The following is a 12169-nucleotide window of genomic DNA, read 5'->3' on the forward strand; positions in this document are numbered from 1 at the left end:
CATGGCAGGCATGGACATCCGGCTGAGCTCCGGGACCGGCCGGTGGATCGTGCTCACGACCGTCCTCGGGTCCGGGATGGCGCTGCTCGACTCCACCGTCGTCAATGTCGCGCTGCCGCACATCGGCACGGACCTCGACGCCGACCTCGGCGCCCTCCAGTGGACGGTCAACGCCTACATGCTGACCCTCGCCGGGCTGATCCTGCTCGGCGGGGCGCTCGGTGACCGGTACGGGCGGCGCCGGGTCTTTGTGATCGGGGTGGTGTGGTTCGCGCTCGCCTCACTGCTCTGCGGGCTCGCCCCGAACGCCGGAGTGCTCATCGCGGCCCGCGCCCTCCAGGGCGTGGGCGGGGCACTGCTCACACCCGGGTCGCTCGCGCTGATCCAGGCGAGTTTCCACGAGGACGACCGGGCCAGGGCGGTCGGCCTCTGGTCGGGCTTCGGCGGGGTGGGCGCGGCGATCGGGCCGTTCGTCGGCGGCTGGCTGGTGGACGGGCCGGGCTGGCGGTGGGTGTTCCTGCTGAACGTGCCGCTCGCCGCCCTCTGCGTGCCGGTCGCCCTGCGGCACGTGCCGGAGTCGCGGGACGAGACCGCGCACGGCCGCTTCGACGTCCTCGGCGCGGTCCTGGGCGCGGCGGCGCTCGCCTTCGTGACGTATGCGCTGATCGGCGAGGCGTGGTGGGCGGGGGTGGCCGGCGTGGTGATCGGGGCCGGGTTCGTGGGGGTGGAGCGGCGGCGCGGCGGTTCGGCGATGGTGCCTCCGTCGGTCTTCTCCTCCCGGATCTTCACGGCCGTCAACCTGGTCACGCTCTGTGTGTACGCGGCCTTCGGCGGTTTCTTCTTCCTGGCCGCCCTCCAGCTCCAGGTGGTGTCCGGCTACTCGGCCCTCGGCGCCGGTACGGCCCTGCTGCCGACGACCGTCCTGATGCTGCTGCTCTCGGCGAAGTCCGGGGAGCTGGGGGAGCGGATCGGGCCCCGGATCCCGCTCACGGTCGGGCCGCTGCTGTGCGCCGCGGGCATGCTCCTGATGCTCCGGGCCGGCGAGGACGCCTCGTACGTACGGGACGTGCTGCCCGCGCTTCTGGTGCTCGGGCTCGGTATGACCGCGCTGGTCGCTCCGCTGACCGCGACCGTGCTCGCCTCCGTGGACGTGGCCAGGGCGGGCCTCGCGAGCGGCATCAACAACGCGGCGGCGCGGGCGGCGGGGCTCCTCGCGGTGGCCGCGCTGCCGATGCTCGCGGGGATGGGACCGGAGTCGTACCGCTCGGCGGAGGAGTTCGGGGAGACGTTCCGGCGGGCGATGCCGATGTGCGCGGGGGTCCTGGTGGCGGGCGCGGTGCTCGCCTGGACGACGATGCGCGCCCCGGCACCCGGGGCGGTCTGCCACCCGGAGTGCCGGATGCACTGCGGGGTGACGTCCCCGCCGCTCGACCCGGGCGAACGGGACGCGTCGGCCTGAGCCGGAAGACGGGAGCCGGAAGCCGGAAGCCGGAAGCCGGAAGCTGCGAGCCGGGAGCCGGGAGCCGGGAGCCGGGAGCCGGGAGCCGGAAGCTGCGAGCCGGGAGCCGGGAGCCGGGAGCCGGAAGCTGCGAGCCGAGAGTCGGCGGAGTGGGAGTTCGGCGCGGGGCCGTCCGGGCGTCGTGACTGAGGCAGACTGGGGCCCATGGCCATCCACGAGAACCTCCTGGGGGGACCGGCCCCCACCCACCTCCCCGACGATCCGGGTCCGCGCGAGCTGCTCGCGAACGGAACGGCGCCGGCGGACGTCGCCGCGAAGTACCCGACCTCCTCGCTCGCCTGGGCCCAGCTCGCCGACGACGCGTACGAGCGCGGCTCGGTCGTCGAGTCGTACGCCTACGCCCGTACCGGCTACCACCGCGGCCTCGACGCGCTGCGCCGCAACGGCTGGAAGGGCCACGGCCCGGTGCCGTGGGAGCACGAGCCGAACCGCGGTTTCCTCCGCGCGCTGCACTCCCTCGCCCGTGCCGCCGGCGAGATCGGTGAGAAGGACGAGTACGAGCGCTGCACGACCTTCCTGCGGGACTCCTCGGAGACCGCGGCGGAGACGCTCGGCTGACCAGCCCTCCCCCACGCCCGGTGGTTCCCCCTGTCCGAACGGACAGGGGGAAATCCGGACAGAGTCCCTGACCCGTTCGAGGGTGTTCGAAGCGGCCGGTACGATCCCGGGGACCGCAGAACCGAAGACGCCGGTACCCGAGGCCCCACTTCCTCTTCCCCACCACCGGCCGACGCAGGGGGGAAGTCTGTCGTGGGCAAGCGTGCCGCACCCGCAGGACGGCGACGAACGCCGAGCCGGCGGAGGGGCAGAAGCAGACGCGGCCCCGTGCGCCGGCTGGCGCTTCCGACCCTGGTCCTGATGACGGTCGCGCTCGGCGCGGGCGCCGCCCTCGCCCACTTCAACGGCCCGGCGACGGACGACACGGCGGCTCCGGCCACCGCCACCGCGCCGGACCCGGCGACCGGGCCGCCGGCCACGACCACCGCCGCGCCGAAGCCCCGGCCCACCACGGCGAAGCCGAAGCCCAGGCCGACGCCCTCGGCGAAGCCGAAGCCCACCCCGAAGAAGACCACCGTGCCGCAGTCGGGCAGCGGGACCTTCACCACCGCGCGGGCCTCGGGCGAGCCGGTCGGCGACAGCGGTGTCCTGCGTCGCTACCGGGTCCAGGTCGAGGACGGCATCGAGCTCTCGGCGAGCGAGACGGCCGCCGAGATCCAGCGGATCCTGGCGCATCCGCGCGGCTGGGCCGCGCACGGCCGGGGCCGGTTCCAGCTCGTCTCGCAGAACGCCGACTTCGTCATCCGGATCGCCACCCCGGACACGGCCGACGCGCTCTGCCTCCAGCAGGGCCTGAACACCCGCGGTGAGCTGAACTGCGAGACCACCGACGGAGTCGTGGTGAACCTCAAGCGGTGGATGCTCGGCTCGCCCACCTTCGCCGGCAAGCCCGAGGAATACCGGCATCTGATCATCAACCACGAGGTCGGGCACGAGATCGGCATCCGGCAGCACATGGGCTGTGCCGGTCCCGGCAAGCCGGCGCCCGCGATGATGCAGCAGATCAAGGGCCTGAACGGCTGCCGGTCGAACGCGTTTCCGTATGACGAAGACGGGACCTACATCACCGGGCCGATCGTGTCATGATGCCGTTGGGACGACGCGCGACGAAGCGCGCCTCCCGAGGGGACCGGGGCTCCCGTGCCACACGGAACGACGTGGACACGGTGGAGCAGACCGCTACCCGGTAGTTCGTATCGAGGAGACAGAAATGTCACCCTTCCCGGCTTCTCCCGACGCCGGAGCCGGTTCGGTCGCCGACGCCCCGAACCTCGACTTCGCCGGCACCACGCCGTACGAGGACTACGTCCAGGCGGACGTCCTCACCCACCTCCAGCACCTCCGCTCGGACGACCCCGGCGAGATGGTCTTCCTGGTCACCACCCAGGTCATGGAGCTGTGGTTCACGGTGATCGTCCACGAGTGGGAGACCGCGAGCCGCGCCCTGCGCGAGGACCGCGTCCCCGTCGCCATGGACGCGCTCAAGCGCTCCGTACGCGAGCTGGAGGCACTCAACCACTCCTGGCGGCCGCTCGCCCAGCTCACCCCCGCCCAGTTCAACGCCTACCGGTCCGCGCTCGGCGAGGGCTCCGGCTTCCAGTCCGCGATGTACCGGCGGATGGAGTTCCTGCTCGGCGAGAAGTCCGCGTCCATGCTCGTCCCGCACCGGGGCGCGCCCCGCGTCCACGCCGAGCTGGAGAAGGCGCTCCACGAGCCGAGCCTGTACGACGAGGTCCTCGGACTGCTCGCCCGGCGTGGCCTGCCCGTCCCGCAGGCCGTCCTCGGCCGCGACCTGGCGCAGCGGTACGAGCCGTCGCCCGAGGTCGAGGCGGTCTGGGCCGGGATCTACGCCGACGCCGACCAGAACGGCGAGCTCGTCCGGCTCGGCGAGGCCCTGAGCGACGTCGCCGAACTCGTCTGGCGCTGGCGCAACGACCACCTCGTGGCGACCCGCCGGGCGATGGGCGCGAAGACCGGCACCGGCGGTTCGGCCGGCGTCGCCTGGCTGGAGAAGCGGGCCCAGAAGAACGTGTTCCCGGAGCTCTGGACGGCGCGCAGCCATGTCTGACCTCCTCAAGGACAGGGCCCGCGCCCTCGACGCGGCCGACGGACTCGGGAAGCACCGCGAGAAGTTCGCCCTCGACGAGGACACCGTCTACCTCGACGGCAACTCCCTCGGCGCGCTGCCCGCCCACGTGCCCGCCCGCATGGCCGACGTCATCACCCGCGAGTGGGGCGAGCTGCGCATCCGCTCCTGGGACGAGTCCGGCTGGTGGACCGCGCCCGAGCGGATCGGCGACCGGATCGCGCCGATCGTCGGCGCCGCCCGGGGACAGATCGTGGTCGGCGACTCGACCAGCGTGAACGTCTTCAAGGCGGTCGTCGCGGCGGCCCGCCTGAGCGGCGACGACCGGGACGAGATCCTCGTCGACGCGACGACCTTTCCCACGGACGGGTACATCGCGGAGTCAGCGGCGCGGATGACGGGTCACCGGATCGTGCCCGTCGACCCGGCCGGGATACCCGGCGCGGCCGGCCCGCGCACCGCCGCCGCGCTCGTCAACCACGTCGACTACCGCTCCGGCCGGCTGCACGACCTGCCCGGTATCACGGCGGCGCTCCACGAGGCGGGCGCCCTCGCCGTCTGGGACCTGTGCCACAGCGCGGGCGCCCTGCCAGTCGGCCTGGACGCCCACGGGGTCGACCTGGCCGTCGGCTGCACGTACAAGTACCTGAACGGCGGGCCGGGTTCGCCGGCCTACCTGTACGTCGCCGAGCGCCACCAGGCCGCCTTCGACTCGCCGCTGCCCGGCTGGAACTCGCACGCCGACCCGTTCGCGATGACCCCCGGGTACGCGGCGGCCGCGGGCGCCGTACGGGGCCGGGTGGGCACGCCCGACATCCTCTCCCTGCTGGCGCTCGAGTCGGCGCTCGACGTCTGGGACGGGGTCGCGATCGAGGACGTGCGGGCCAAGTCCCTCGCGCTCACCGACTTCTTCCTGGAGTGCGTGCGCGCGTACGTGCCGGAGGGCAGCGTCCGGTCGGTGACCCCCGAGGCGCGCGAGGAGCGCGGCAGCCAGATCGCCCTGGCCTGCGAGACCGCCCCCGCCGTCATGGCGGAGCTGATCAAGCGCGGGGTCGTGGGCGACCTGCGCCGCCCGGACGTGCTGCGGTTCGGCTTCACGCCGCTGTACGTCGGCTTCGCGGACGCCGAGCGGGCGGCGCGGACCCTGGCGGACATCCTCGGCGGCTGATCCGATGATCGCCTGATCTGCGGGGGCGCCGGTGCTGGTACCGTCCCCGCAGGTCAGGCCAATTCGGCCGCGTATCCGAGAGGTTGGAACAGCATGCCGGACCCCGCCGCGCGCGCCGCCGCCGAAGAGGCGTCCGCCTTCTCGCACCCGGCCGTCGCCCCGGACGCCTCCGCCGCGTACGGCGAGCACCCGGACCAGGTGATCGACTTCTACGCGCCGCGCGACGGCCGCACCAGGGCGCCGCTCGTCGTCGCCCTGCACGGCGGCGCCTGGCGGGCACCGTACGACCGGCTCCACCTGACCCCTTTCGTGGACTTCCTGGCCCGCCGGGGCTTCGCCGTGGCGAACGTCGAGTACCGGCGCGGCAGCGACATCCCCCGGCAGGGTGGCGCCGCCCCCGTCGCCGGGCGCTGGCCCGAGACCTTCGACGACGTGGCCGCCGCCCTCGACGCCGTACCCGAACTCGCCGCCGCGCACCTGCCGCAGGCCGACACCGGCCGGATCGTGCTCACCGGGCACTCGGCGGGCGGCCAGCTCGCCCTCTGGGCCGCCGCCCGGCACGTACTGCCCGCCGGCTCCCCCTGGCGACTGCCCGCACCGCCCCCGCTGCGCGGGGTCGTCGCCCTCGCCCCCATCGCCCACTTCGCGACGGCGGTCGCCCTCGGGGTCTGCGGCGGCGCGGTCACCGAACTGCTCGGCGGGGCCTCCTCGTACGAGGAACGGGCGGTGCACGCCGACCCGTCGGCGCTGCTGCCGACCGGGATCGCGACCACGGTCGTGCAGGGCCGCGAGGACGTCGACGTGCCGCACCTCGTCGCCGAGGCGTTCGCGGAGGCGTCGGCGAAGGCGGGCGAGGAAGCCGGCCTCACGCTCCTGGAGGGGGTCGGCCACTTCCCGCTGATCGACCCGGCGGCGGACGCGTGCGCGGTGGCGGCGGAGGAGATCGCCCAGCTCGCCTGGTGATTCCGAAATCTCTGCTGCGAAGCAGAGGTTTTCGTACAACCACTCGACCCGGTCGCGAGTCTGATCGGGCACGGCTCTCCCGTGTCCGCTCTTCTTGTGGGGGTTCACCTTGCAGTTCCGCTCCACCGGCACCCGTTCCACCCGCCTCGCCGCGGCCGTCACGGCCGTCCTCGCCGTCACGGCCCTCGGCGCCGGCACCCTGGCCACCGCGCCGACGGCCTTCGCGGCCGCCCCGACCGCGGTTTCGGGCCCGGCCGCGCAGGAGGACGCCGTCCTGCCCGTCTACCCGGAGGGCATGGACCTGGCGGGTCTGGGCACCTCCGGCTTCCTCACCTACTCCTTTGCCCACGACGGCACCCGGAAGCTGCTCTGGACGCCGTACGACGGCGGCGCCACGACGTCACTTCAGGAGCCCGAGGACGGCGGCTGGACCATGGGCGCCGACGACGTGGTCGTCCTCGGCGACGACAACTGGTCCGCCCAGATGCGTTCGATCACCCTGAGGAACATGGCCGACCCGTCCGCCCCGGGCGTCGACATCGACCTCGGCGCACTCGACGGCAACTACGTGGCCGTGCTGAGCCCGACGAGCGTGCTCGCGCAGCTGACGAACGCGGTCGGCCAGGCCGAACTGCACGTCGTGACCAAGGAAGGCGCCACGACGTCCCACCGCAAGGTCTCCGGCCTGCCCGCGAACGCCACCGACTACTTCGGCTCGAGGGCCCACGACGGTTCCGTCCTCGTCGGGTACGAGACCGGCCCCGAGGGTGCCCGGACCGGCGGCCGGGCCATGATCGATCTGGCGGCCGGGGCGGTCACCAAGACGTACGCCTCCCCCGAGTCCGGCTACGGGTTCGGCGGCCTGCAGTTCTCCGCCTCGTACGTGACCTGGTACGCCTACGAGAGCGGCACCGGCGGGTACATCGCGTCCGTCGACCGCGCGACCGGCGAGGAGAAGCGGACCGTCCTGGGCGCCCACGACGGCGAGTGGTACTCCACCCTCATCGGCGACTGGCTGGTGTACGGCAACCCCACGACGCCCGTCCGGGCCGTCTCCCTCGCCACCGGCGAGGTCCGGCAGCTCATGGACTCCGGTTCGAGCGCGGGCAGCCCCGGCGACGGCACCGCCGTGGTGCGCGGTGCGACGGCCGCCGACGGCAAGGGCCTGTTCCGGGTCGAGCTCGCGGAGGACGGCACCCCGAGGGTCACCAAGGTGGCCGACGAGGCCCCGCTGGTCGACCTGAAGATCCAAGAGGTCCACGTCCCCGACTCGGTGAACCTCGACCGGACCGGCGGCGAGGTGACGCTGGGGTGGACGCTGTCGCACCGCGAGGCCTATGTGGACGTCACCCTGACGCACATGGTCACGGAGAAGGAGTACCACACCCGCGTGTACGCCCCCGCCGAGGGCAACCGCTTCACCTTCACCTGGGACGGCGTCCTCGACGGGGCGGACGCGCCGAACGGCTCGTACGCGGTGATGGCCGAGGCGATGCTGCTCGACGGCACCGGCGACCCGGTCTTCCAGGGCTGGCGCATGGACGTCGTCCGCGCGTTCAACCCGCACGACTTCACCAACAACGGCTCCACCGACGTCCTCGCCCGTGACGCCTCCGGCGTCCTGTGGCGCGACGACCTGCGGGACCGGCCGGCGGACGGCCGCGTCGAGACCGCCGAGCGCAGCCGGATCGGCGCCGGGTGGAACACGTACAAGCAGATCGAGGCCGTCGGTGACATCGAGGGCAACGGCGCGGGTGACCTGGTCGCTCTCGACGGTTCCGGCTACCTCTGGCACTACCTCGGCAAGGGCGACGGCACGTTCGCCACCCGGGTGAAGGTCGGCGGTGGCTGGGGGATCTACAACAAGCTGACCGGCGGCTCGGACCTGACCGGCGACGGCCGTGCGGACCTCCTCGCGACGGACACCGCCGGCGTGCTCTGGTTCTACAAGGGCACGGGCAGCTCCACGGCCCCGTTCGCGACCCGCGTGCGCGTGGGCGGTGGCTGGGGCATCTACAACCAGCTCACCGCCGTCGGGAACATCGCCGGCACCGCCGCCGGTGACCTGGTCGCCCGCGACACCGCCGGCGTCCTCTGGCTCTACCAGGGCAACGGCGCCGGCGGCTTCGAGACCCGCGTGCGGGTCGGCGGTGGCTGGGGTGCCTTCTCCCAGCTCGTCGGCGCCGGCGACGTCGACAACGACGGGCGCCCGGACCTGATCGCGTACGGGGCGGGCGGCACGTACGTCTACCGCTCCACGGGCTCGGCCACCAACGCCTTCACCCGGATGACGACGAACCTGTACGCGGGCGAGGGCACCAAGTTCACCAACGTCGCATAGGAAGCGGCAGCGTGGTGAACCAAGCACCCCGGCACCGCCACTGGCCGGGCCGCCGTGGGTGAGCAGCGGACGTACCCCTGGACCCGGTACGAGGGCGGGGCCACCACCGCGCTGCCCCCGGCCCCGTCCTACTGGGGCAGCGCCCACAGCGACCCCCTCGGCGAGCTGCGCCCGGCGCTCTTCTGAGCCGGGGGACGGACGGGAGACGGGGGCCATCGTTCTCAAGGGGGACCCGGGAGGATCCGCATCGAGCGGGACGACCGGGTCCCCCCGCCGCCCGTACCGTGGTTCGCGTGACCCAGACACAGTCCTCCGAGACGACGAGCCGCAGCCCCGAGTTCCGCCTGGTGCAGGTGGCTCTCGGCGGGCTGCGCCAGGAACTCTTCCACGATGCCTTCGCCTACCGGCCGCTGCCGCGGATGGATGTGAACAGCGGGCCGACGCGCCGGCTGCCGGAGCGGATACGCGTCTATCTCGGCCTGCTGCCGCACGCGATCGTCGGCTTCCTCGCCTTCGTCGTCTTCCTGATGGGGGCCGAGCGGATCAACGGCGCTTTCGGGCCGGCGGCGCTCGTGTTGTCCCTCGTGCCGCCCGCCGTCGTGCTGGCCACGCTGATCAGGCCGGTCCTGGCCTACTGGGCCTCGCTGTGCTCGACGCCCTTCCTGGCGTTCATCGGCGGCTACTGGGGCGGCTGGCCCTGGACGGAGAACGTCTTCGCCGCCCATCTCGTGGTCCTCACCGTGGTCGCCGCCCGCACCGGGCCCCGTACCGCGGGCTGGATGTGGGCCGGAACGGCAGGCTACGCGCTCTTCGCCGAGATGTTCCTCGGGGTGGGACGGGGCTCCGACTCGGTCCCGATGCTCTTCGTCTCCGCCCTCGCCCTCCTCACCGTCACCGTGATCCAGGTCCGCCGCCAGGCCACCCGTGAGGTCACCGCCCAGCAGACCGTCACCGCCCAGGAGATCTCCAAGCGGACCGTCCTCGAGGAGCGGACCACCATCGCCCGCGAGCTGCACGACGTCGTCGCCCACCACATGTCGGTGGTCGCGATCCAGGCGGAGGCCGCCCCCTACCGGGTGGAGAACCCGCCGCCCGAGCTGGAGCAGGCCTTCCTCACCATCCGGGAGAACGCGGTCGCCGCGCTGACCGAGCTGCGCCGCATCCTCGGTGTCGTACGGGCCGAGGACTACGAGGCGCCCGACGCCCCGCAGCCGACCCTCGGGGACCTCGACGCGCTCGTCCGCAACGTCACCGAGGCCGGGCTCGACGTCGGGAAGACCGTGACCGGCGCCGTACGGGAGCTGCCGCCCGGCGTGGAGCTCTCCGCGTACCGGATCGTCCAGGAGGCCCTGTCGAACGTGCTGCGGCACGCGCCGGGCGCGGCGGCGAAGGTCGAGGTCAGCTATGTCCTCGGCGGCCTCGGGCTGCGGATCGCCAACGGACCGGCACGCGGCCTGGTCAAGCCCTCGCCCGGGGCCGGGCACGGCATCACCGGCATGCGGGAGCGTGTGACGATGCTCGGCGGGGAGATGACGGCCGAGGCGACCGCGGACGGCGGCTACGAGGTGGCGGCGTTCATCCCCGTCAGCCGCGAGGAGACCGTCAGCCGCGAGGAGAGCGTGGAATGAGCATCAAGGTGCTGATCGTCGACGATCAGATGATGGTCCGCGAGGGCTTCTCGGTGCTGCTCGGCGCGATGCCGGACATCGAGGTCGTCGGGGAGGCGGTCAACGGCCGGGAAGCCGTCGCCCAGGTCGCCGCCCTCCGTCCCGACGTCGTTCTCATGGACATCCGGATGCCTGAGCTGAACGGCATCGACGCCACCCGCGAGATCGTCGCCGCGGACGCGGACGCGAAGGTGCTCGTCCTGACCACCTTCGACCTGGACGAGTACGTGTACCAGGCGCTGCGCGCCGGGGCCTCCGGCTTCCTGCTCAAGGACGCGTCGGCCCGGCAGCTCGCGGACGGCGTGCGGGTGGTCGCGGCGGGCGAGGCGCTGCTCGCGCCGACCGTCACGAAGCGGCTGATCACCGAGTTCGCGAAGGCGCCGGGGAGTTCCCCGCGGCCGCCGGCGATGGCGCAGATCGGGGAGCTGACGGAGCGGGAGACGGAGGTCCTCGTCCTCATCGCGCAGGGCCTGTCGAACGCGGAGATCGCCGAGCACCTCGTCGTCGCCGAGTCGACGATCAAGACGCATGTGAGCCGGATCCTGGTGAAGCTGGCGCTCCGCGACCGCACGCAGGCGGCGGTGTTCGCGTACGAGGCGGGTCTGGTGCGGGTCGGGGGGTGAGCGGCCGTGTGGGGGTAGCGTCCGGTCATGGACGCCGCTGACGCTGTGAACGCCGCCGTGTACGACCCCTGGTCGCCCGATTTCGTCGCCGACCCCTATCCCGCGTACGCCGAGCTGCGGGCGGCGGGCCGCGCCCTCTGGCACGGCCCGACCCGTCAGTGGCTGATCCCGCACCACGAGGACGTGTCGGCGCTGCTCCGGGACCGGCGCCTGGGCCGTACGTACACCCATCGCTTCACGCACGAGGAGTTCGGGCAGGAGCCGCCGGCCGCCGCGTACGAGCCCTTCCACACGCTCAACGACCACGGGCTGCTCGATCTGGAGGCGGCCGACCACACCCGGATCCGGCGGCTCGTCTCGAAGGCGTTCACGCCGCGGACGGTGGAGAACCTGGTGCCGACGGTACGGCGGCTCGCCGCCGGTCTTGTCGGTGACCTGGTGGCGGCGGGCGGCGGCGACCTCCAGGCCCTGGTCGCGGAGCCCCTGCCGGTCGCGGTGATCGCCGAGATGCTGGGCGTGCCGGAGGGGGACGAGGAGCGGGGGCGGCTGCGGCCCTGGTCGGCGGCGATCTGCGGGATGTTCGAGCTGAATCCGTCGGAGGAGACGGCCCGGCGGGCGGTGGAGGCCTCGATCGAGTTCTCCGCCTATCTGCGGGAGCTGATCGCCCGGCGGCGACGGGAGCCGGGGGACGATCTGGTGTCGTCGCTGATCGCGGTGGAGGAGCTGACCGAACAGGAGATGATCTCCACCTGTGTCCTGCTGCTCAACGCGGGCCACGAGGCCACCGTGAACACCACGGTCACCGGCTGGTGGACCCTGCTGAAGGAGGGTGTCCGTCCGGATCCCGCAAAGTTGTCCACAGCTGTGGATGAACTTCTGCGCTACGACACCCCGCTGCAGATGTTCGAGCGCTGGGTCCTCGACGACATCGAGGTCGGCGGCGTGACCATCCCGCGCGGTTCCGAGGTCGCGCTGCTCTTCGGCTCGGCCAACCGTGACCCCGCCCGTTTCGGCCCGACGGCCGGCGAACTCGACCTGACCCGCGCCGACAACCCGCACATCACCTTCGGCGCCGGCATCCACTACTGCCTGGGCGCCCCGCTCGCCCGCCTCGAACTGGCCGCCGTGTTCGGCGAGTTGCTGAGGCGGGCGCCGGGGCTGAGGCTCGCGGCCGAGCCGGTGCGGAAGCCGGGGTACGTGATCCGGGGCTTCGAGGAGCTCCTTGTGGAGGTGTGAGCCGCGGT

Annotated in this window: 11 protein-coding genes; all 11 read left to right on the forward strand. The window is 72.9% G+C overall.

Annotated features, from left to right (window positions below):
* Nucleotides 1–10 precede the first annotated feature (10 nt).
* The 11 genes from ACFVYX_RS07580 (at nucleotide 11) to ACFVYX_RS07630 (ending at nucleotide 12161) form a co-directional block, all read left to right on the forward strand.
* Complete coding sequence (locus ACFVYX_RS07580; RefSeq protein ID WP_389680403.1) at nucleotides 11–1459, forward strand: MFS transporter; 1449 nt, start codon at nucleotides 11–13, stop codon at nucleotides 1457–1459.
* A gap of 204 nt (nucleotides 1460–1663) precedes the next feature.
* Nucleotides 1664–2077 (forward strand): DUF3151 domain-containing protein, encoded by a 414-nt coding sequence (locus tag ACFVYX_RS07585; protein ID WP_073811230.1) that lies wholly within the window; start codon nucleotides 1664–1666, stop codon nucleotides 2075–2077.
* A gap of 192 nt (nucleotides 2078–2269) precedes the next feature.
* The gene (locus ACFVYX_RS07590) at nucleotides 2270–3163 is read left to right on the forward strand and encodes a DUF3152 domain-containing protein (RefSeq protein WP_389680404.1); all 894 of its coding nucleotides are present in this window, start codon (nucleotides 2270–2272) and stop codon (nucleotides 3161–3163) included.
* A gap of 124 nt (nucleotides 3164–3287) precedes the next feature.
* On the forward strand, nucleotides 3288–4145 hold the full coding sequence (locus ACFVYX_RS07595; RefSeq protein ID WP_389680405.1) for a tryptophan 2,3-dioxygenase: 858 nt from the start codon (nucleotides 3288–3290) through the stop codon (nucleotides 4143–4145).
* Complete coding sequence (gene kynU, locus ACFVYX_RS07600; protein ID WP_389680406.1) at nucleotides 4138–5331, forward strand: kynureninase; 1194 nt, start codon at nucleotides 4138–4140, stop codon at nucleotides 5329–5331. The genes ACFVYX_RS07595 and kynU overlap by 8 nt, the downstream gene beginning before the upstream one ends.
* A gap of 93 nt (nucleotides 5332–5424) precedes the next feature.
* Nucleotides 5425–6294: an alpha/beta hydrolase gene (locus tag ACFVYX_RS07605; RefSeq protein WP_389680407.1), complete on the forward strand. Its 870-nt coding sequence runs from the start codon at nucleotides 5425–5427 to the stop codon at nucleotides 6292–6294.
* Nucleotides 6295–6403: 109 nt separating this feature from the next.
* Nucleotides 6404–8635 carry an FG-GAP repeat domain-containing protein gene (locus ACFVYX_RS07610; protein WP_389680408.1) on the forward strand — a complete coding sequence of 744 codons (2232 nt, stop codon included), beginning with the start codon at nucleotides 6404–6406 and terminating at the stop codon, nucleotides 8633–8635.
* 54 nt (nucleotides 8636–8689) lie between these two features.
* Entirely contained in the window at nucleotides 8690–8821 is a 132-nt protein-coding gene (locus ACFVYX_RS07615; protein ID WP_389680409.1) for a hypothetical protein, read from the forward strand.
* 98 nt (nucleotides 8822–8919) lie between these two features.
* Nucleotides 8920–10263: a sensor histidine kinase gene (locus ACFVYX_RS07620; RefSeq protein WP_389680410.1), complete on the forward strand. Its 1344-nt coding sequence runs from the start codon at nucleotides 8920–8922 to the stop codon at nucleotides 10261–10263.
* The gene (locus tag ACFVYX_RS07625; protein WP_389680411.1) at nucleotides 10260–10925 is read left to right on the forward strand and encodes a response regulator; all 666 of its coding nucleotides are present in this window, start codon (nucleotides 10260–10262) and stop codon (nucleotides 10923–10925) included. Before ACFVYX_RS07620 ends, ACFVYX_RS07625 begins: the two co-directional genes overlap by 4 nt.
* A gap of 27 nt (nucleotides 10926–10952) precedes the next feature.
* Nucleotides 10953–12161: a cytochrome P450 gene (locus tag ACFVYX_RS07630; protein WP_389680412.1), complete on the forward strand. Its 1209-nt coding sequence runs from the start codon at nucleotides 10953–10955 to the stop codon at nucleotides 12159–12161.
* Nucleotides 12162–12169: the final 8 nt, after the last annotated feature.

The sequence above is a fragment of the Streptomyces sp. NPDC058326 genome (assembly GCF_042879855.1).
Classification (GTDB): Bacteria; Actinomycetota; Actinomycetes; order Streptomycetales; family Streptomycetaceae; genus Streptomyces.